This is a genomic window from Phaeobacter sp. BS52, assembly GCF_045040595.1.
GTDB lineage: Bacteria > Pseudomonadota > Alphaproteobacteria > Rhodobacterales > Rhodobacteraceae > Phaeobacter > Phaeobacter piscinae.
Map to the genome: position 1 here is coordinate 2477041 of NZ_CP090662.1, position 21168 is coordinate 2498208.

Here is a 21168-nt window from a genome sequence, read left to right on the forward strand (position 1 = left end):
CAAAAACAAAAGCCGCAGGCGATGCTGCGGCTTTTCAGATATCTTCAGTCGCGGCACGCGCCGAGGGGATCAACCGCCCGCGTTCAGCGCCGCGTTGTTCTTCGCCAGACCTTCTTGCAGGTCTGCGCTGTCATTTTCCCGATAACGCTCCGTCGTGACACCCGGCAATGCGCCGAACTGCTCAGACAGGTTACCCGGATAAAAGGTCACGTTCAGGCTCTCGAACCCCGGAACCTGTTTCAGAATTGATGCCGTAGCATTGGCACAAAACGCCCCCGGTACGCGTCCGTTCGCCCGGACCAGCTGATAGGCCCGTTGCGCTTGCTCCGGTCTCACCTCAAGTCGCTGCACCACCACATGATGCGTGCTGCGCGCATGAGACCCGCGATAGGCCTTCTCTACGCCCGGCGTAATGCCGAACAGCACATCGTCGCGTTCTGGCACCACATCTGCATAGAAGGAACCCGCCGGATCAAAAATCACCCGTTCGGAGGCGTTGACCATCAGCGATGTATGCGCGCCCTTGCCGGTACGGTTATTGATCATGGTGTACAGCGTCAGCGCAGGCGGACCATTGTGACGATAAGCCACCCGCTCAAGCGTGGCGTCATCGGCATTGGGCTGCTGCTGGGCCGCACAGGCCGTCAGCGCAGCAACCGCCACACCGAGCGCTGCAACCCGCAATCCGGTCGACAGCCGCCGGATACCGGAGCGCCCGTTGAGATCAGAACCGCTCACGAGGGTGATCAGGTCGCGAAAATTGCAAGGAACACCGCAAAGAGCAGCGCCGCAATGCAGAACCGGGTGGTGAATTTGAGAAAGCCTTCGTAGGTCTTTTCCTGAACGGTAATATCCATCGAACCGTGCTTATGGTCAGCCATATGTCCATTCCTATACGCGTCTGTTTTCCGCTGAATACTGGATTTCACGGACCCTGTCACCACGTCAATCGGGCGCAGCCGGATCAAATCAGCGGGTGAAATTGCCATGGCAGGGCCGATAGCCATACCCCCAACGCCAACTCAACCCCGAGCAGGGCGCACCACCGAATCGCACGGCTGCATAGACCGCAGCCGCCACTGGTGACGCAAGATTGGCGATTGTGGGATCGTTGGCGCTAAGATTTGTCTCTACGCAGCGGCGCAGAGCCTGATCCGCAGCCAACCGCGCACCTTGACTGGCCGTCGCCAGTTCTGCCGCTTCCGACACGGCTGGATCCGCACCGCCAATCCCAGCCGCGTTGTGATATTTCCGGTCATGGATCACACAGCAGGCCTCAAACGGCGGACCACCATCAGCCCCGGATTGCCCGCTCAGCTGCCGCCAGATCGCCGACAAACCACCGCTACACCCATCCGTGGTGAACGGCGCTGTCTTCCCCCCAGCCGCTGCGACCTCCTGCATCAGCGCCTGATGCGCGGCCCGCTCCAAGCGCTGCCAATATCCGTCTGGCACCTCCACATCCCCGGCAGCAGCGCCCGCGGCGACGCAGCAAAACAGCGCAACGCCAACCCACAGGGATAGTGCTACCCCGCGATCAGGTCTCAGACCCATCGCCCTCCAGATCGGAGACCAGACGAAAACCGATCCGGTTGGCAGGTGCTGCCTCATTGCGCTTGGGCAGGGCGCGCAGCATCACGTTCAGCTGGCTGACATGCTGCACCAACTGGGTGCGTGCGCCGCTGGAATCGCTGCCGTAATAGGTAATGATATCGGGATCAAAATACCCCATGCCTTCAATCCGCATCACCCCGGCATCGCCACCGGCAAACCCCATGGCGACCTCATGCTCGCCATCCAGCTGTTCTTCGAAATTCTTGATGTAGAGGATCAGCCGTTCATAGGCCCAGCGTGCAGCGCTTTTGTCTGCGACCGGCTTTTGCAGCGGCTCAGGCAGCTTTTTGATGCCTGCGCAGGCATCTGGATCTGCATGGACCTCATGTACACAGGGCAGAACAGCCGCCTCGGCAGCCTCGGCGCTTGTTGCGATTTCATCTGTCATGATCTCTCCCTTTCCAGGGGTCGATCACCCCTTGCGCTGGTAGAGCCAGGCCCCGTCAGCCCGGCGGCTGCGGTCCACCTGACCCAGGTGGTACAGATGATTTACATGGGCCACCGCCTCAACCAAAGCAAGCCCGTATTCCCCGCCCCCGATCTTGCGCTTGAACAGCGGGGCAAAGCACTCTGCCGCAGTCCTCGGTTCATCCAGGTGGTCAAGCAACCGCGCCAGCGCACCGTGATGATTGTCAATAAGCTGCGCCATGCGGTGCGGCAGTCCAAGAAATGGCAGCTTATGACCGCCCAAGGCCAGCTGATCAGGCCGTGTTAACGGTGCCAGGCGCTCGCAGGCCTCCAGCCACTCCGCCACCGGATCGGCCATGGGTTCGGTGGCATAAACGCCGATATTGGGGCTGATCGACGACAGGATCTGATCCCCTGTGATCACCAGATTGTCATCGCGGCTCCAGAAGGTTGCATGCTCCGGCGCGTGGCCATTGCCCATATGCACATCCCAGTCGCGCCCGCCCATGCGGAACAGGTCGCCCTGTTTGATACGGGTAAATCCAAGCGGCATGGAATAGACCGTATCAGAGAAATTGAATGGCCGCTCCGCCACCCGCGCGTCATAGATCGCCGGATCCATCCCGGCGCTGCGATAAAACGCCAGCGTCTCCTCCGGCCAGCTTTCCTGCACATCCAGCGTCAGCATGCGGGCAAACAGCCAGGCGGTGCGCGTGGTCACCAGCTCGGCGCCATGCACCGACTGGAACCATCCCGCATTACCAATATGGTCCGGGTGATGGTGGGTCACGACCACCCGGCGAACCGGTTTGCCACCCAGTGGCCCCGCCATCAGCTCTTCCCAGATCCGACGGGTCTTGTTCGACGACATACCTGTGTCCACGATGGTCCAGCCATCGCCGTCGTCCAGCGCATAGACATTCACATGATCCAGCTTCATCGGCAGTGGCAGGCGCATCCAGAGCACGCCTTCCGCCACCTCGATCGCCTCGCCCTGCGCGGGAGGTTCACTCCATGGGCCGTCTGGGCGTGGGCTGGTCATCCGTCTGCCAGCTCATCCAGTGTCAGCGCCCGCGCGCCCGCGCTCCCCGCCTGCGCATGCGCCAGTAGGGAGGCGTGCTCTGGCAGCATCCGGTTGATGTAGAAGCGTGCCAGCTTCTCACGCGGCCCGCCCAGATCCGCCATCGCCGCCGCCAAATGGTAATGCCCGCCCAGAACCCGTGCAAAAGCATGCAGATAAGGCACAGCCCCGGCAAAACGCTCGTCCAGGTCATCCTGTGCTGTCAGCCATTCAGTCGACTCGCGCAGGGATTCGCAAGCCTGCCAGACCGCTTCGGCCATATTCGGATGGGTGGTGCGGGCGCGCTCTGCCTGTTCCTCGATCTCGTCGATCAGACGGTGTGCCATGTCACCACCGTCCATCATCTTGCGGCCCACCAGATCCATCGCCTGAATACCGTTGGTGCCCTCGTAAATCGCCGTCACCCGCACATCGCGGTAGAATTGCGCCGCGCCGGTTTCTTCAATGAACCCCATGCCGCCGTGAACCTGCACACCGGTCTCTGAGACCCGCATCCCGGTTTCGGTGCCAAAACCCTTGGCAATCGGCGTCAGGAAAGCCGCCCGCGCTGCCCACTCCTGCGCACCGGTGGCGGTCTGCATATCAATCGCCTGCGAACAGGCCAGAAGGATCGCACGTGCGGCAAACAGATCTGCCTTCATCTCCATCAGCATCCGGCGCACATCCGCATGATCAACGATGGTACCAGACGCAGATTTGCCCTGCTTGCGCTCCAGCGCGTAGGCCAGCGCCTTCTGATAGGCCGCGCCAAGCAATACCGACGCCCTGACCACCAACGCCAAGACGGGCGTTGTTCATCATCGTGAACATCGCCGCCAGACCACCGCCCGGCTGACCGATCATCCAGCCAATGGCACCATCATATTGCATCACACAGGTGGGTGAGCCGTGCAGACCCATCTTGTGTTCCAGGCTCACCACCTTCAGGTCGTTGGCCTTGCTGGGATTGCCCTCGGCATCCGGTAGATACTTGGGCACCAGAAATAGCGAAATTCCCTTGGTGCCCGGCGCCGCATCAGGCAGGCGCGCCAGCACCAGATGGCAGATATTGCCCGCAAAATCATTGTCACCCCAGGAGATGTAGATCTTCTGCCCGCTGATCGCATAGGTGCCGTCGTCCAACGGCTCTGCCTTGGAGCTGAGCGCCCCCACATCGGACCCCGCCTGCGGCTCGGTCAGATTCATGGTGCCGGACCATTCGCCCGAAATCAGCTTCGGCAGATACAGCGACTTGATCTCATCGCTGGCGTGATGTTCCAGCGCCTCGATCTGGCCCTGGCTCATCAGCGGTGCCAGTTGCAGCGACAGACAGGCCCCCGACATCATTTCATTCACGGCGGTGGTCAGGGTCATCGGCAGCCCCATGCCGCCAAACGCCTCAGAGGCGCTCATCCCGATCCAGCCCCCCTCGGAGATCGCCTGCCACCCTTCGGCATAGCCCGGCGATGTGCGCAACACCCCGTTTTCCAGATGTGCCGGCTGCAGATCGCCGCCCCGATTCAAGGGCGCCATCACCTCGTCACAGAACTTCCCGGCTTCGGTCAGGATTGCCGTCACGACATCGTCGCTCGCCTCGCTGAACCGCTCAGTTGCGGAAATATCGCTATAGCCAACGATGTGGTTCAGAAGAAACTGATACTCGGGAACGGGGGCGCGGAAGGTCATGTCTGGCCTCTTTCAGAGAGAGCTGGTCGGGGCAGCCTTGGCATCATTGCCCCAAACCTTTATGTTGAACGTCTTGTCCGATTACCTAACCGGGCCCTTTATTCAAGCAACCAAAACGCCGCGTCACCAGCCATGTCCAGCCCAACAACCCGCCTCCTGACCGCTCAGCCGCAGGAAATCAGCACCGCTGCGGACCTGTTGCAGGAGGGCCAGCTTGTCGCCTTTCCGACAGAAACCGTCTACGGACTGGGCGCCGATGCCCGCCAGACCGACGCGGTTGAGGCGCTTTATGCCGCCAAGGGACGCCCCAGCTTCAATCCGCTGATCGCGCATGTCCATTCGGTCGAAACCGCTCAGCGCCATGTGATCTGGTCCGATATCGCCGATCGGCTGGCGGACGCCTTCTGGCCCGGCCCGCTGACCCTGGTCCTGCCGCTGCGCGAGGACCACGGTATTTCACCTCTGGTCACCGCCGGGCTGAACACCCTCGGTATCCGCATTCCTGCCCATCCCGCCGCCCGTGCGCTGCTGTCTGTGCTGGATGGTCCGGTGGCCGCGCCTTCGGCAAATCCGTCGGGCAAGATCAGTCCGACAACCGCCGCCCATGTTATCGCCGGTCTCGATGGGCGGATCGCCGCGGTTGTTGATGATGGACCCTGCGGTGTTGGTGTGGAGTCAACAATCATCGGACTGGCCACTGGCACCCCCTTGTTGCTGCGACCCGGAGGGCTGGCCGCAGAAGAGATCGAGGCGGTTCTGGGCCAGCCCCTGCACCTGCGCGATGCCAGCGATCCGCTCACCGCGCCGGGACAGCTGCTGTCACATTACGCCCCCCGCGCCAGCGTCCGCCTGAACGTCACGGCCCCGCAGGACGGTGAACTCTACCTTGGCTTTGGCGCCATGGAATGTGATTTGAACCTTTCCGCCAGCGGTGACCTGCGCGAGGCGGCCGCGCAGTTGTTTGGCCACCTGCACCGTCTCGACGCCAGAGCACAGCCCATCGCTGTCGCCCCCATACCGGAGACCGGGCTGGGCGTCGCCATCAACGACCGCCTGCGCCGCGCCGCTGCGCCGCGCTGACCGGCAGTCCCCAAAACGTCAGCATGTCTTGATTGGTCAGGCGTGACCGGCACTGGTCGACAGGGTCAACGGATCAACCCCCAGCGACCGCAAGGCCGCCTCCCATTTGGTGAGATCATCCAGACCGAATACCAACTCCGGTGTTGCCGGAGCGGTCAGCCAGCCATTATTGGCAATCTCCGTCTCCAACTGCCCCGGCCCCCACCCTGCATATCCCAGCATCACCATAACCTGCTCAGGCCCGCGTCCCATCGCGATGTCTTCCAATACATCCACGGTCGCCGTCATTGAGAACGCATCGGCCACCCGCAATGAACTGACGTTGGATTTATATTCAGGCGAATGCAGCACAAAGCCACGCTGCGTCTCAACCGGCCCCCCGAAACGGACCGGCAGCGCCGCCTCCTCTGCGCTGCGCGGTGTGATGTCCAACTGTTCCAGAAGGTTGGACAAATCGACACCCGCTGCGGGCTTGTTCACGATCAACCCCATTGCGCCATCATCTTCATGTGAGCACAGCAAGATCAGCGAATGTTCAAACCTCGGGTCACCGATGCCGGGCATCGCAATCAGCAGTTCGCCGGTAAGATCCATATGAAGCTGTCGTCCTTTTTTTTAATTGCCGTCATCCGCAGCGCGGCAACGGGCCTGCCCTCTCACAATGGCCACCCGCAGCGAGAGGTTCAAGGCCAAGCCGTGCCAAAGCGTCAGCTCGCAGGCGCTGACCGGAACGTGACTTGGCATTTCAGGCGGAATTGCGCATGTAACCTGGCATGACGACACATCCGTTTCTCTCTGTTCTCGCAACCGCTGCCAGATCACTGGCGAAGGGTCTTTGCGCACCGCTTGCGCTGGGGCTTCTGGCCTTGCCTGCCAGCACGTCAGCCGAGCAAATGTCCGATATCGTTCAGATCGAAGTGCTGGATGGCGGCCCGACCCGACGCGGCACACATATGGGCGCATTGCGACTGACGCTCTCGGAGGGCTGGAAAACCTACTGGCGCGCACCCGGTGACGCCGAGCATCCCGCCCCGGTTCAGCTGGCGGGGATCGCGCAACGTCGGTGCGGTGGAAATACGCTGGCCCACGCCCGAGGTTTTCCTGACCTCAGGATTTCGCACCATAGGCTACCATGATCAGCTGGTGCTTCCGATTGAAATCACCCCCGCCAAACCCGGCCAGCCCCTACGGCTGAAAGGCCGGATGGAGCTGGGCATCTGCAAAGATGTCTGCATCCCCTCCGAACTGCGCTTTGATCGTCCACTCCAACCCGACAGCCGCCGCAATCCGGCGATTGTTGCAGCGCTGGCGGATCGCCCATGGTCGGCGAAAGAGGCCGGCGTGCAGGCCGCAACCTGTGCGATCGCCCCCAGCCGCTACGGTATGGAGTTGGTCGCCCGGATCACCATGCCCAGCGCGGGCGGAGATGAGATCGTGGTGGTTGAGCCTGGCCCTCCCACTTTGGTGACGACCGAGACGACAACCACCCGGCAGGGTCGCCATCTGACCGCCAAAACCGAGATCATCTCCGCTGAGGGTGGCCCCTTCGCCGTTGACCGTTCGCAGATGCGGTTTACCGTGCTGGGCCGCAACCACGCGGTGGACATTCAAGGCTGCACCCGACACTAATAAGGGGATTATCAGCCGGATCGGATCCAGCCATGCCCAACGATGCAGCCATCCCCGATAGCTCCGGCGTTCCAAATCAGCCACGACGCCCGATCCTTGGCGCCCTTGCCGTGGTCTGCCATGCAAATCAGGGCGGCGATCAGGTCATCCTCATCCAGCGCAGATCGCCCCCGAATGCAGGCTGGTGGGGCTTCCCCGGCGGTCATGTCGAACTGGGCGAAACCGCGATGCAGGCTGCCGCCCGTGAATTGTTTGAAGAAACCAGCGTCATCGCAACCCCGCGCGAGGTGCTGACCCATGTCGATGTGATGCTGCGCGATGAGGCCGGGAAGGTCCAACGACAGTATCTCTTGGTTGCTGTGCTCTGCGATTACATCTCAGGTCAACCAACCCCGGACGATGATGCCCTGCAGGCGCAATGGGTGCCGGTCGCCGATCTGACCAGCCGTTTTGGCGCTACCCCTGACCGTATGCTGATCGATCAGGTGGCAGAGGTCGCCGCCCTCGCCCAGGAACGGCAGCATCGCACAACGGGCGCGTGACCTCAATTTCGCAGGACGAACCGGTGGCCGCCGATCGTCAGATCCTTGCGCGACGCCCGCCCAAGACCCGCGCGCTGACGTAAGCAATTGCACTCAACAGCGCCGCGCCGGTCACAAACAGCAGCAGGGCAGCGCGCAGCGGATCCATATCCACCAGCCCGGGCGCGACCGCTCTCAGCACCGGATGCAGCGCCCCCACCGCCATTGCATAGCCAACAGTCACCGCCAGCCACAGGATCTGTGCCGCTCCCAGCCCTAGCGTCAGCCAACGCAGGTCACCAGCCCGCGATGACATTCCCCGCCGCAGCGCTGCAAAGGGACGCGCCACATCCGCCTGCACTGCCACCAATGCGGGCACAACCAGCAGCACCAGAAACATGCCGAACCCAAGGCCATAAACCAGCGTGATCACTGTGGGTTTGAGGAACTGTGCTTGTTGCGAGCCTTCATACATCAACGGGGCCAGCCCCAGAACGGTTGTCAGCGTGGTCAGCATCACCGGCCGCAACCGATCCGCAGCCCCGTCAATGATCGAGGGGATCAGCCCGCGCTCTTCTGCGTATTCGTCAATGGTTGTCACCAATACGATCGAGTCATTGATGATGATCCCTGTCATCCCCAACAGGCCAACAACGGTGAACATCGACAGCGGCACCTCCCACAGGTAGTGCCCCCAGATTGTCCCGACGAGGCCAAAGGGAATGATAGCCATAACCACTAAGGGCCGCGTCCAGCTGGCGAAAATCCAAGCCAACACCAGATAAATCCCCGTCAAACACAGGATCAATCCGGTTCTGGCGTCATTCAGAAATTCGTTTTCCTGCTCGCTCAGCCCCGCCAATTGCCAATCCACCTGTCGCTCACTGGCGACCTTCGGCAGGATCTCGTCTTGCAGCGCTGTGGCAATGGCCTGTGCCCGTGTCGGATCATCCTCTGAGATATCCCCGGTGACGCTGATCACACGGACACCATTTTCACGCCGAACGGTGGAAAATCCGGTGCGCTGGGTCACCGACACGATATCGGCCAGGGGCAGATAGACACCCGCCGGGCTGCGCATCAGCGTACGCTCCAGAAAATCAGCGGTCAGCTCGCCCTCCGGCAGTTCAACCCGGATCGCGGCACTGCGCGGCCCGTCTGGATAGGTCGCCGCCTCTATGCCGTTCAACCGGGCCCGCAAGGCCCGCCCCAGCGTCTCCACTGTGAACTCCAGCGCCCGCCCCTGCGGGGTCAGTTCGAGCACCAGCTCTTCCTTGTCATAGGCAAGATTATCCTCAACTGCTGACACCTCCGGGTAGCGCAGAACGGCGGTTTTCAGATCCTCTGATGCAGCCTTCAACACCTCGACAGCAGCGCCGCTGAATTGCACATCCAGCGCATCACCGCCGGGACCCGACCGCCAGCCTCTGAACGATACCGTCTCCGCCAGCGGGTGGCGGCGCACAGTGTCCTGCAGCTCCGCCACAAAGGCAAAGCTGGAATAAGGCCGCAGATCAGCATCAATCAGCTCAATCGAAATCCCGCCAAGAAGATCGCCGTCCTTGGCGTCCACCCCGGCCAGACCACGCCCGGCGTTGCCGCCAATCTCCGCCATGACAAAATCAACCGGGTTGCGGCCATGCCGGGCCTCATAGTCACGCCCCAGCGCCTCAACCGCGCGCTGCATTTCCCGCATCATCGCCAGCGTATCTGCCCGGGTTGCCCCCTCGGCCATGGCAAAATTGCCGGTGACCGATCCACGCTCCGGCGCGTTGAAGAACCGCCATTTGACGTCACCACTAATGAACAGCGCCAGCTGGCTCGCCAGGATCACCGCAGCACCAGCCAGCACCACGTAACGGGAGCGAACCACCAGCGCCATCAAAGGGCGGAATAGCGTGTCACGCAGGCGGCGGAACCCCCGATTTACCACACGGCTGGGCAGGTCATACCAATGCTCCTTGGCACTATGTGCCAGCGCATGGGCCAGATGGTTGGGCAGAATCAGGAAACACTCGATCAAAGATCCCAGAAGCACCGCAATCACTGTCAAAGGAATGTCGCGGATCAACTCGCCAAACCGTCCGCCAATCGACACCAGCCCGAAAAACGCAATCACCGTGGTCAATGTGGCCGCGAAGACCGGCATCGCCATGCGGCGCGCGGCGTTCTCTGCCGCAGCAACCGGGTGTTCGCCCAGACGCCGCGCCCTGAAATCGGCATGTTCCCCCACCACAATTGCATCATCCACCACAATGCCAAGGGTGATGATCAGGCCAAACAGGCTGATCATATTGATGGTCAGCCCGGCCATATACATCAGGGCAATAGCGGCAAACATTGCCGCCGGAATGCCCGCTGCCACCCAGAAGGCGATGCGTGCATTGAGAAACAGGAACAGCAGCGCCAGCACCAGACCCAGCCCCATCAGCCCGTTATCGACCAGAATATCCAGACGCCCGGTGATCGCTTCCGCGCGAGTGCGGATCAGATCCGCACTGACGCCATCCGGCAGGCTGGCCTGCAAGGCCTCCACCACATCTTCGACCTGATGCTGAATTTCGATGGCGTCGCCCTGATCCGACCGGTCCACCCGGATCGACATCGCGGGATTCTCCCCCACGAAGTAGGAGCGATTGCGATCCACGCCCTCCACCCGGATCGTGGCGACGTCACCAACCGTCAGGGCCGATCCATCCGGATTTGTCCGCAACACGATACCGGCCAGCTCCTCTGGCGTGCGTTTTTCACTGCCAGTGCGGATGCGCGCATTGGCGCCACTCACGTCACCCGCCGGATTGGCGTCAACCTCCGCTGCAATCGCCGCCGCAATATCAGCCATCGCAATATCATGGGCGATCAAGCTGGCAGAGGGCACTTCGACCATGGTCTGCGGGGCCGCAATGCCCCGGATCGTGGTACGGGTGACACCCACCTCAAACAGGCGCACAACCAGCTCATCCGCAAACAATCCCAACTGGCGCGGTGCAATTGGCCCGGTGATCACCACATCTGTGACCCGATCACGCCACGCCCCGCGGCGCACGCTCGGGTCTTCGGCCTCCTCCGGCAGTGTGGTGATCCCGTCTACAGCACTCTGGACATCATCCGCTGCGCGCGCCATGTCCCAGCCCGGCTCAAAGTCCAAGGAGATGCTGGCGCGCCCCTCGCGCGATGTGGCACTGGAGCTTTCGACCCCGTCAACGGCCAGCAGCGCGGGTTCCAGCGCCTGCACAATGGCGCTGTCGATGTCCTCAGGCCCGGCCCCTTCCCATTCGACGGAGACCGACACCCGGTCGACGATCACATCAGGAAAGAACTGCGCCCGCATATTGGGAATCGCCGCCGCGCCCAGCACCAGCAGCAGCACCAGAAGCAGGTTCGACAAGGTCCGGTGACGGGTAAAATAGCTCAGAACGCCGCCAGCCGAACGGGGGAGGTTCCGCAGCATGACCCCTATCCCCCCATCCGGGTTTCAATGCGGTTGATCAGCCGCGCGGGGACCTTTGCGGCGGCCAGCTGTTCCAGCATCCGCGCCCGCACCGCCTCCGGCATCCCGCTATTGCCTTCAACCATGGCAACCAGCCTGGCCCGGCGATCTTCCGACAGTTCAATCAATTCAGCCTCTGCCGCTGCGGTGTCGCGCGGGGTGTCAGCATTGGCGCCGGTAACCTCAGCGCCCTGCCGCAGGGGTCGCACCTTGATACCTGCGCCCAGTAGGGGCGTGCGCCCGGTGACAACCTCGCGACCCTCCAGCCCGGCGCCACGCAGCAGCACATCGTCCCCTTGTCTGCGCACCAATGTCACCTCCAGCGCCTGCAACCGGCCCTCCTCTCCCAGCACCAGCACGGTGCCGTCCGAACCCAGCGTCGAGGCAGGCAGTCGGGCCACCTCGCTCACCACCGGTTCCTCAACCTCAACCGTGACAAAATCACCGGGCTTGAAACCGGGCGCCGGGTTCAGCCGGGCGTAGATCAGTCGACCGGCCAATCCCTCGCCTGCATCGCCACTGTCGCGCACCACCACGCCGGATGCCGTCAGCGCTGCACCGGTTGCGTCAAGCGTAACCGCCACCGGCGCCGAGAGCAGCTGCCCCGCCGCGTCCAGCAGCCGGGCGTATTGCACGGTCGAAACCCGGAACGCCACATCCAGCTGCGCCGGGTCCACCAGATCCGCAAGCTTTTCATTGGCCGAGACCAGCCGCCCCTCAACCAGATTGACCGACTGCAAAGTACCGTCAAAGGCGGCGCTGATGGTCGTATCGTCAAGATTGCGCCGTGCCTCATCCAGCGCGATCTGCGCCCGCGCCAGCCGGGTTGCCGCCTGATCAATGCGCGCCTCCGCCAGGGACAGCGCCTGCCGACGCGAGATCACCGCCTGCCGGGCCTGTGCAGCAGCCAGCTCCGCCACTTCCACTGTTGCAGCAGACCCAACACCGCGGGTTTCCAGATTTTGTTGCCGGTCCAACGCACGGGCCCGCAGCGCTGCCTGATCCTCGGATGCCGACAGCTCATCCTGCGCCAGCGCCAATCCGCGCCGGGCCTCGCGGGTTTCCGCCTCGGCATCCCTCATGTCCGCTTCTGCCCGTTGCAGGGCCGCGCGCGCATCAGCCGGATCGATCTGCACCAGCAGGGTGCCCGCCGTGACGTCGCCGCCATCCTCGAACCCGGGCGCCAGCTCAACCACCCGACCAGCCGCTGCCGTGCGCAGTTCCAGCCTGCGACGGCTCTCGATCCGGCCAAAGGCGGTCAGCACAGGCTGCACTGCGCCCAACTCGGCCCGTACCACATTCACGGCAAACACCCGTTCGCGGGGCGGCGGCGCACGGCGCTCCTCCCCCATACGGGTCTGGATCGCGGACAGCACCATCTGCACCGCCAACAGCAGCAGCGCCGCTGTCAGCGCCGCCAGGAAAACCCCAATCACCGTTTGCCGCAAAAAGCGCATTCTCTATCCCTCAATCGGCCAAACGAACCGGCACAGACAACTGCCGCAGTACCCATGAACGGGCCTCGTCAGGCCCAAAGAATACCAGTTTGCACAAAGCTATACGAGGTTACACGCAGTCGCGGATCAATTCCGTCTCACTTGCGACGCAAATGTTCGTCAAGCCGTGGCATGATTTCCACGAAGTTGCAGGGCCGGTGCCGGTAGTCGAGCTGCTTCACAAGGATTTCATCCCAGGCGTCCTTACAGGCCCCCGGACTTCCCGGCAGCGCAAAGAGGTAAGTGCCCCCCGCGACCCCGCCTGTGGCCCGTGACTGCACAGCCGAGGTGCCGATTTTCTGCATCGACACGATGGTGAAGACCGTTCCAAACGCGTCGATTTCCTTCTCGTAGACATCGCGGTGCGCTTCCACCGTGACATCGCGCCCGGTCAGACCGGTGCCTCCGGTTGAGATCACAACATCTATCTCCGGGTTGGCGATCCAGTCCCGCAGTTGGCCTGCAATCTCTTCCCGTTCGTCCGGCAGGATCTTGCGGTCTGCCAGCACGTACCCCGCAGCGTCCAGCCGATCAACCAGCACCTGACCGGAGCGATCTTCCGCCAGTGACCGGCTGTCCGATACGGTCAGCACTGCAATGCGGACCGGAATAAAATCCTTGCTGTTGTCGAGTTGCGCCATGGTTCTGGCCCCTATCGCTTATGTTGTCACAGTCTTTAAGAATGATGTCCGAAGATCGCTTGGCCTGATCAGGTTTCAACCTGCCGTCAGCCGCGCCTTGATCTCCAGCAGATCCGCCCAGGCGGCCCGTTTCTGCGCGGGCTGTCGCAACAGATAAGCCGGATGGAACATTGGCATCACCGGCTTGCCCTGCGCCTCCTGCCACGTGCCACGCATCCGGGTGATTCCGCGTTTGCCGAGCAGCGCATCACAGCTGATGTTGCCCATGGCGATCAGGATATCCGGCTTTGCCAGCGCAATATGACGCTCCAGAAACGGGGTCATCATGGCGATTTCTGCTTAAGCAGGGGATCGCGGTTCTGCGGCGGCCGCCAGGGCAGAACATTGGCGATATAGACGCTGTCCTTGCGCGACAGACCGATGGCCGCCAGCATCCGGTCCAGAAGCTGCCCGGCCCGGCCCACAAACGGTTTGCCCGCGATATCCTCATCGCGGCCAGGCGCCTCGCCCACCACCATAACGCGGGCACCAGGCTGGCCATCTGCAAACACAAGATTGCGCGCACCTTTTTTCAGCTCGCAATGCTCAAACTGGGCCAGCGCCTCATAAAGACCCTCCAGCGACCCGGCGGTTCCCGCCATCTGTCGGGCCACCTCAACCGGATCAATCTCCCGAGGTTTCGCCGGTGCCGCCTCAGCCGCGGCTGCGCCGGGTTTGGGCAACCGCGCCTGCAATTCATAGCGATTGACCGGCGCGTCCCCGATCGCATCGGTCGCCCCCAGTTCGATCTGCCACGCCAAGAGCGCATGGGCGCTGTGATAATCCAATGCCGATTCCATGCCCCAAGCTACCCTGCCTAGAGGCGGATCAAAATACCCGCCGTGCGCGCCGCTTGCCGCAGGTCACAGCCCTGCTATAAGAGCGCCAAACATCGCGGAGCCTGCCCATGCCCACAGCCACCTCGTCACCTGATCCGATGGCCTTTTCTCAACGGCATCTCTTGGGCATCGAACCGCTGAGACCGCATGAAATCACCGCGATCCTTGATCTCGCGGACAGCTATGCCGATCTGAACCGCCGTCCCGACAAACACGCCAATGCGCTGTCAGGGCTGACCCAGGTCAATATGTTCTTTGAGAACTCCACCCGCACCCAAGCCAGCTTTGAAATCGCGGGTAAGCGGCTGGGCGCGGATGTGATGAACATGGCGATGCAGGCCTCCTCGATCAAAAAGGGTGAGACCCTGATTGATACGGCGATGACGCTGAATGCCATGCATCCCGATCTTCTGGTGGTGCGCCATCCGCATTCTGGCGCCGTGGACCTTCTGGCGCAGAAGGTAAACTGCGCCGTGCTGAATGCCGGCGACGGACGGCATGAACACCCCACCCAAGCGCTGCTCGATGCCCTGACCATCCGCCGCGCAAAGGGCCGTCTGCACCGGCTGAACATTGCGATCTGTGGTGATGTGGCCCATTCCCGGGTGGCGCGCTCGAACCTGATCCTGCTGGGCAAGATGGAAAACCGCATTCGTCTGATTGGCCCGCCAACACTGGTGCCCAGCCATTTTGCCGACTTTGGCGCCGAGATTTACGATGACATGCGTGAAGGCCTGAAAGACGTGGATGTGGTCATGATGCTGCGCCTCCAGAAGGAGCGTATGGACGGCGGTTTCATCCCGTCGGAACGCGAATACTACCATCGCTACGGGCTTGATGCGGAGAAACTTGCGCTGGCCAAACCCGACGCCATCGTCATGCACCCCGGCCCGATGAACCGGGGCGTTGAAATTGACGGCACGCTTGCCGATGACATCAACCGCTCTGTCATTCAGGAACAGGTCGAAATGGGTGTCGCCGTGCGGATGGCGGCGATGGATCTTTTGGCCCGTAACCTGCGCGCCAGCCGCGAGCGTGCGGCGTCGCAACCGGGCGTGGCCTGATCCATGGTTGGCCCGGTGGCACAGCCCCTGATCATCGCCGCAGGTGAGCAGCGGATGATCCATGTTTTCGGCCTCGATATGCGGCCCGAACAGGCACGGTTCCTGCGTGAACCCGGTGCGCTGGCGCAGGTTTTGGGCATTGATGAGATAGATCTGGATCACGTGGAGATTTTCCCGGTAAGCGATCTGGAGGACCTAGGGCTTGTCGGCTATCTGCGCGATGGCTGCGGGATCCCAAAAGAGCAACTGGCCTCCGACGCGCAGAAACTCGCCGCGATCGAAGGCTATGTGCTGCTGCTGCGGTCGCGCGCGTTGCGCGGCGAGGCAACGCGCCTCACCCCGGCCAGTCAAATTCGACACATTGGCGACTATAGTGAGGTGGGGGCGGATTGGGCCAGCGTTCCCAGCAATCCTGACGACGCACCGGAAAGCGCCAAACCCTATTCCGCATCACGCCCCTCCCCACGGGAGGCCCGCTCTCGCGCACGGCGCATCGGGGCAACGATCTTTGTAATCGTGATGGTGCTGATCCTGCTTGTTGTGCTGATGCTGGCGACCTGAGATGTCCGAAACCGTCTTCACCCCTGATCGTATGGCCTACTGGCGCAGCCACGCCTGGCTCGCCGTGATTGCCATGCTGGGCGCCATGGGCATTCTTTGGGTGATGGGAAACCCCCACGTCTGGACCGGTGCCATCGGCGGGCTGGCCGCCATTGGCCTGCGCGGCGGTTACCTCCTGTCCGATGAGATGACCCGCGTCTGGTCGCTTGGGGGCAAGGTTATCAAAGGGCCCGATCAACAGACCATTCCGCTCGCGGATGTCGCCGAGCTGAACCGCCTAGGCAGCACGGTCCAGATCGTCACCCATGAGGGGCACAAGCACCTGATCAAATACCAGCCCGACGCCGCCGCTACAATTGCAACGCTGCAAAACGCCCTGTCCACCCTGTCCGAGAGATCCCGCGTATGACCCTTCTGTTTACCAACGCCCACCTGATCGACCCAGAAGCCGGAACCGACAGTGTGGGTGCGGTTCTGGTGCGGAACGGACGCATCGCGGCAGTCGATAAGAACGGCACAGACCCTGACCAATTGTTTCGCGCGCGAAACATTGGGGCAGAGGATGTGACCCTTATTGATTGCGGCGGCAAATGTCTGGCCCCCGGCATTGTCGATATCGGCGTGAAGGTCTGCGAGCCGGGTGAGCGCCATAAGGAAAGTTATAAATCCGCAGGCCTCGCAGCGGCAGCGGGCGGGGTCACCACCATGGTGACGCGCCCAGACACAACCCCATCCATCGACAGCCCGGAAACGCTGGAGTTCGTGACCCGGCGCGCGCAGGCAGATGCGCCGGTGAATGTTCTGCCCATGGCCGCCCTGACCAAGGGCCGCGCAGGCCGGGAGATGACCGAGATAGGCTTTCTCATGGATGCGGGCGCGGTGGCCTTCTCCGATTGCGATCATGTGGTCGCCGACACTAAGGTCTTTTCCCGCGCGCTGTCTTATGCGCGCAGCTGCGGCGCGCTGGTCATCGCGCATCCGCAAGAACCGGGATTGAGCAAAGGGGCTGCGGCAACCTCGGGTAAATTCGCCACCCTGCGTGGGCTGCCCGCCGTCACGCCAATGGCAGAGCGGATGGGACTGGATCGCGATATCGCCCTTTTGGAGATGACCGGCGCCAGATACCACGCCGACCAGATCACCACCGCCCGCGCCCTGCCCGCCCTGCAGCGGGCGAAGGCAAACGGTCTGGATATCACCGCAGGCACGTCGATCCATCATCTGACGCTGAACGAACTGGACGTGGCGGACTACCGAACTTTCTTTAAGGTGAAACCACCGCTGCGCTCCGAAGAAGACCGTCTGGCGCTGATCGAGGCGCTGCGCGAGGGGCTGATTGACACGATCTCCTCCATGCACACCCCGCAGGACGAGGAAAGCAAGCGCTTGCCCTTTGAAGAGGCCGCTGCCGGTGCCGTGGCGTTGGAGACACTGCTGCCTGCCGCCCTGCGGCTTTATCATGCGGAGCAGCTGGACCTGCCGACACTGTTTCGCGCGATGGCACTGAACCCGGCCAAACGTCTGGGACTGGACTGTGGCCGTCTGTCCCAAGGGGCTCCTGCTGATCTGGTGCTGTTTGATGCGGACCAGCCCTTTGTGATGGACCGTTTTGCGCTACACTCGAAATCACAGAACACCCCCTTTGACGGGCAGCGGATGCAAGGTAGGGTGCTGGCAACCTATGTGGCCGGTGAACCGGTCTACCGGAGAGATTGATGCCGCCTATTGAAACTGCCGCCCCTGTCCTGCTGCTATGGGCCGTGATTGGCTATGCACTGGGGTCTATTCCCTTTGGCCTGCTGCTGACCCGGATCATGGGGTTGGGCAATCTGCGCACTATCGGATCGGGCAATATCGGCACCACCAATGTGCTGCGCACCGGCTCAAAAAAAGCCGCTGCGCTGACCCTGCTGCTGGATGGCGGCAAGGGGGCCGTCGCGGTGCTGCTGGCCCGCGCGCTGGTCGGTGAAGATGCCGCACAGCTGGCCGGTCTGACGGCTTTTCTCGGCCATTGCTTCCCGATCTGGCTGAAGTTTCAGGGCGGCAAAGGCGTTGCCACCTTCCTTGGTCTGATGCTGGCGCTGGCCTGGCCCGTGGGGATCGCCTGCTGCCTGACTTGGCTGGCTGCCGCCTATCTGAGCAAGATCTCCTCGATGGGGGCTTTGGTGTCTGCAGTGGCGGCACCGCTGTGGTGCCTGCTTCTGGGTGCACCAATGACGACCGGTCTGGCAGCCCTACTGGCGGTGATCATCCTGTGGCGACACAAGGAAAACATCGCGCGGCTGCGTCTCGGGACCGAGCCAAAGATCGGGCAAAAGTAACCCATCACCTGCTAAACCTTTGTTTTACAAAGAAGCCCTCTTCCGCCATGGACGAGGGCTTTTTCGTGCTCACAGGAATGTGCCACCGCGCCTGTGCAGAGAGTTTGTGCATCAACGCACATACAAAAGGAGTTGTTTTGAACGTGATCGAGGGAGTCCTCATATCGGTGTCGTGACCAAAACGGTCCAATTTTGAAGACCTGAATTTTGATGACGTAACGCTTTGATCATTCCAACTCAGGGTGCCGAGGTACCCGCTACATCGAAAGGTTCATACCGATGAACACCGTAAAATCCCTTCTGGGCGGGATCGCCCTCTCTGTTACTCTGGCAACCTCCGCACTGGCCGCTGGCGTCGATGTCAACGCCTCCTCTACCGGTCTGGCCATGCAGGGGTATGACCCTGTCGCCTATTTCAACGCCGGTGAAGCGACCAAAGGCTCCTACAAGGTGACCGCCACCCACGATGACGCCACATATTGGTTCGCCACTGAAGAGAACAAAGCCCTGTTTGAGGCCACCCCGGACGCCTACATCCCGGCGTATGGCGGCTACTGCGCCTTTGGTGCGGCAATGGGCTTCAAGTTCGACGGTGATCCGCACCAGTGGAAAATCGTGGATGATGTTCTCTACCTGAACCTGTCGAAGGACATTCAGGAACGTTGGAGCACAGACATTCCCGGCTTCATCGAAAAAGCCGATGTGAACTGGGATGAGATCGCTGACGCCGAACCGGCGGAGCTGCTGCAGTAAGCCTGTAACGGCAGATCCAAACTGCAGATGGGCGGCAGGATATCCTGCCGCCCATTCTGGTCCACGTCTCAGAGGGGACATTCCCTCCGCACGGGGTATTACTTCGAGGCCAGCCGTTCGACCGCTTCAGCCGTGCGCTTGGTGTTGTTGTAAATCCCCAGCGCGAGGTAGAGCGAGCTGAGCGATCAGGATCACATAAAGAGTGCCCACAACCAGCACACCGAGTGCTGCAAGGATACCGCCGCTGCCCGGCTGCATGGTTGCCAGAACCGCGCCGCCGACAACTGCGAGCAGCAGCAGCACCACGACGACACCAACCAGTTTCTCAAATGCCGAAATGAAGAAATTGCCCATATCAATACCTTTCAGAGCCATAGATTGCGCGCTCTTTTAGGGGGGCAAAATTCAGAGAACAAGCTCTCAATTAGGGGGAAAATCAAGCGGATAGCGCCAGAGGAATCTTCCGCCAACATCCACAGCACCAGTCGCACAACCGCCCGCCGCCCAGGCAGAAAAAAGGGCGCCTGCCAGCGCCCTTTCCGTGATCTCAGCCTGATCCCTTATGGGGCTCAGTAGCTGTATTCAGAGTAGATGCGGCTCAGATCGCCATTCCAGTCGCCACGGTAGCGATCCAGCAGCTCATCCGCGGGGACTTTGCCGGTTTCGATACTGTCCTTCAGCGCATTCAGGAAGTGGGTTTCATCCGGGACCAGCCCCCCCGCCCCGGCGCGCGCGCGGGATTTGAGGCCGGCCTCGGAGATCGCCACAACTTCGCGGGCCAGATCATGCATTTTGATGTTGCCGACCTGTGCCTGCAGCCCCTGTTCCGATGCGGCCACACGCAGGGCCTCGCGGGTCTCGGCATCCCAGCCCTTTGCCAGATCCCAAGCGGCATCAAGGCTGGATTGATCGTACATCATCCCCACCCAGAAAGCCAAGCAGCGCACAGAGGCGGCGCCAAGGCCCGCCATCGGCACCGCGCATTTCCATGTATTTCTTGATCCGCGCTTCGGGGAAGGCGGTGGTGAGATGATCAGCCCAGTCGCTCAGAGTGGGGGTTTGCCCCGGCAGTGCGGGCAGCTCCCCCTTCAGGAAATCGCGGAACGACATGCCAAGCGCGTCGATATACTCACCGTCGCGGTAGACGAAATACATTGGCACATCGAGCGCATATTCGACCCAGCGTTCGAACCCGAACCCCTCGTCAAATACGAAAGGCACCATGCCGGTCCGGTCCGCATCCAGATCGCGCCAAACGCGCGAGCGCCAGGATTTGTGGTTGTTCGGCTTGCCCTCAAGGAAGGGCGAATTGGCAAAGAGAGCGGTTGCGACGGGTTGCAGCGCGATGGCCACACGCATTTTCTGCACCATGTCCGCCTCGGACCCGAAGTCGAGGTTCACCTGAACGGTGCAAGTCCGGCGCATCATGGTGCGGCCCATAGTGCCGACCTTGCCCATATAGGCATCCATCAGCTTATAGCGGCCCTTGGGCATCAATGGCATTTCTTCGTGGGACCAGATCGGAGCGGCCCCCAGACCGATGAAACCGACGCCGATTTCATCCGCGATATCCTTCACCTCGCGCAGGTGGGTGTTCACCTCGTCGCAGGTCTCATGGATCGTCTCCAATGGGGCCCCGGAGAGTTCCAGCGCGCCACCGGGTTCAAGCGAGACATTGGCGCCGTCTTTCTCCAGACCGATCAGATGGCCACCTTCGCGTACCTCGGACCAGCCGTGGCGGTCGCGCAAGCCCTCAAGAACGGCCACGATAGAGCGCGTCCCCTCAAACGGCAGCGGCTTCAGCGAGTCCTTGCAATAGCCAAATTTCTCATGCTCGGTGCCGATACGCCATTGGTCACGGGGCTTGCAGCCAGAGGCAAGATATTCCGCCAATTGTTCGTGCCGTTCGATCGGCCCACCGCCGGATTGAGGGATAGACATCTGGGGCTCTCCGTAAGGTTGATCC

The 21168-nt window shown here is 61.9% G+C and carries 17 protein-coding genes and 5 pseudogenes; 9 read left to right on the top strand and 13 right to left on the bottom strand.

Going from position 1 to position 21168, the window contains the following annotated elements:
- Positions 1-69: 69 nt before the first annotated feature.
- The 6 genes and pseudogenes from L0Z65_RS11980 to L0Z65_RS12005 form a co-directional block, all read right to left on the bottom strand.
- On the bottom strand, positions 70-738 hold the full coding sequence (locus L0Z65_RS11980) for a hypothetical protein (RefSeq protein WP_405107873.1): 669 nt from the start codon (positions 736-738) through the stop codon (positions 70-72).
- An 8-nt stretch (positions 739-746) separates the two neighbouring features.
- The gene (locus L0Z65_RS11985) at positions 747-881 is read right to left on the bottom strand and encodes an aa3-type cytochrome c oxidase subunit IV (protein ID WP_024098525.1); all 135 of its coding nucleotides are present in this window, start codon (positions 879-881) and stop codon (positions 747-749) included.
- An 88-nt stretch (positions 882-969) separates the two neighbouring features.
- Positions 970-1455 (bottom strand): hypothetical protein, encoded by a 486-nt coding sequence (locus tag L0Z65_RS11990; protein WP_405107875.1) that lies wholly within the window; start codon positions 1453-1455, stop codon positions 970-972.
- An 82-nt stretch (positions 1456-1537) separates the two neighbouring features.
- The gene (locus L0Z65_RS11995) at positions 1538-2002 is read right to left on the bottom strand and encodes a DUF6173 family protein (RefSeq protein ID WP_040171316.1); all 465 of its coding nucleotides are present in this window, start codon (positions 2000-2002) and stop codon (positions 1538-1540) included.
- A 24-nt stretch (positions 2003-2026) separates the two neighbouring features.
- On the bottom strand, positions 2027-3064 hold the full coding sequence (locus L0Z65_RS12000) for an MBL fold metallo-hydrolase (RefSeq protein WP_405107879.1): 1038 nt from the start codon (positions 3062-3064) through the stop codon (positions 2027-2029).
- A pseudogene (locus L0Z65_RS12005) lies at positions 3061-4768 on the bottom strand (acyl-CoA dehydrogenase). The gene L0Z65_RS12000 and the pseudogene L0Z65_RS12005 overlap by 4 nt, the downstream one beginning before the upstream one ends.
- A gap of 132 nt (positions 4769-4900) precedes the next feature.
- Here L0Z65_RS12005 and L0Z65_RS12010 point away from each other — a divergent pair.
- Positions 4901-5848, top strand: coding sequence for an L-threonylcarbamoyladenylate synthase (locus tag L0Z65_RS12010; RefSeq protein ID WP_405107882.1), 948 nt, complete (start codon positions 4901-4903; stop codon positions 5846-5848).
- 36 nt (positions 5849-5884) lie between these two features.
- Here the strand turns inward: L0Z65_RS12010 and L0Z65_RS12015 are convergent, their stop codons facing one another.
- Entirely contained in the window at positions 5885-6442 is a 558-nt protein-coding gene (locus L0Z65_RS12015; protein WP_040180640.1) for a YqgE/AlgH family protein, read from the bottom strand.
- 179 nt (positions 6443-6621) lie between these two features.
- Here L0Z65_RS12015 and L0Z65_RS12020 point away from each other — a divergent pair.
- Both L0Z65_RS12020 and L0Z65_RS12025 read left to right on the top strand, forming a co-directional pair.
- Positions 6622-7477: pseudogene (locus L0Z65_RS12020) on the top strand (protein-disulfide reductase DsbD domain-containing protein).
- A gap of 32 nt (positions 7478-7509) precedes the next feature.
- Positions 7510-8019 carry an NUDIX hydrolase gene (locus tag L0Z65_RS12025; protein ID WP_405107885.1) on the top strand — a complete coding sequence of 170 codons (510 nt, stop codon included), beginning with the start codon at positions 7510-7512 and terminating at the stop codon, positions 8017-8019.
- 37 nt (positions 8020-8056) lie between these two features.
- On the opposite strand, the gene L0Z65_RS12030 is transcribed toward L0Z65_RS12025, so the two are convergent.
- From L0Z65_RS12030 to L0Z65_RS12045, 4 genes and pseudogenes are all read right to left on the bottom strand, one after another.
- Positions 8057-11449, bottom strand: coding sequence for an efflux RND transporter permease subunit (locus L0Z65_RS12030; RefSeq protein WP_405107888.1), 3393 nt, complete (start codon positions 11447-11449; stop codon positions 8057-8059).
- A 5-nt stretch (positions 11450-11454) separates the two neighbouring features.
- The gene (locus L0Z65_RS12035; protein ID WP_405107891.1) at positions 11455-12945 is read right to left on the bottom strand and encodes an efflux RND transporter periplasmic adaptor subunit; all 1491 of its coding nucleotides are present in this window, start codon (positions 12943-12945) and stop codon (positions 11455-11457) included.
- A gap of 137 nt (positions 12946-13082) precedes the next feature.
- On the bottom strand, positions 13083-13625 hold the full coding sequence (gene moaB / locus L0Z65_RS12040) for a molybdenum cofactor biosynthesis protein B (protein ID WP_405107893.1): 543 nt from the start codon (positions 13623-13625) through the stop codon (positions 13083-13085).
- 75 nt (positions 13626-13700) lie between these two features.
- Positions 13701-14464 (bottom strand): annotated as a pseudogene (locus L0Z65_RS12045) (uracil-DNA glycosylase family protein).
- 107 nt (positions 14465-14571) lie between these two features.
- Here L0Z65_RS12045 and L0Z65_RS12050 point away from each other — a divergent pair.
- From L0Z65_RS12050 to L0Z65_RS12075, 6 genes are all read left to right on the top strand, one after another.
- Complete coding sequence (locus L0Z65_RS12050; protein ID WP_405107896.1) at positions 14572-15567, top strand: aspartate carbamoyltransferase catalytic subunit; 996 nt, start codon at positions 14572-14574, stop codon at positions 15565-15567.
- A 3-nt stretch (positions 15568-15570) separates the two neighbouring features.
- Positions 15571-16128 (top strand): hypothetical protein, encoded by a 558-nt coding sequence (locus L0Z65_RS12055; RefSeq protein ID WP_405107899.1) that lies wholly within the window; start codon positions 15571-15573, stop codon positions 16126-16128.
- A 1-nt stretch (position 16129) separates the two neighbouring features.
- Positions 16130-16537 carry a hypothetical protein gene (locus L0Z65_RS12060; protein ID WP_405107902.1) on the top strand — a complete coding sequence of 136 codons (408 nt, stop codon included), beginning with the start codon at positions 16130-16132 and terminating at the stop codon, positions 16535-16537.
- On the top strand, positions 16534-17844 hold the full coding sequence (gene pyrC, locus L0Z65_RS12065) for a dihydroorotase (RefSeq protein WP_405107905.1): 1311 nt from the start codon (positions 16534-16536) through the stop codon (positions 17842-17844). The genes L0Z65_RS12060 and pyrC overlap by 4 nt, the downstream gene beginning before the upstream one ends.
- Entirely contained in the window at positions 17844-18449 is a 606-nt protein-coding gene (gene plsY / locus L0Z65_RS12070) for a glycerol-3-phosphate 1-O-acyltransferase PlsY (protein ID WP_118069517.1), read from the top strand. The genes pyrC and plsY overlap by 1 nt, the downstream gene beginning before the upstream one ends.
- A 279-nt stretch (positions 18450-18728) precedes the next feature.
- A complete protein-coding gene (locus L0Z65_RS12075; RefSeq protein WP_014873405.1) occupies positions 18729-19202 on the top strand; it encodes a YHS domain-containing (seleno)protein in 474 nt (157 codons plus the stop codon).
- A 98-nt stretch (positions 19203-19300) separates the two neighbouring features.
- On the opposite strand, the pseudogene L0Z65_RS12080 reads toward L0Z65_RS12075, so the two are convergent.
- Together L0Z65_RS12080 and L0Z65_RS12085 are read right to left on the bottom strand one after the other, a co-directional pair.
- Positions 19301-19556: pseudogene (locus tag L0Z65_RS12080) on the bottom strand (hypothetical protein).
- A gap of 215 nt (positions 19557-19771) precedes the next feature.
- Positions 19772-21143: pseudogene (locus tag L0Z65_RS12085) on the bottom strand (glutamate--cysteine ligase).
- Between the last annotated feature and the right edge of the window lie 25 nt (positions 21144-21168).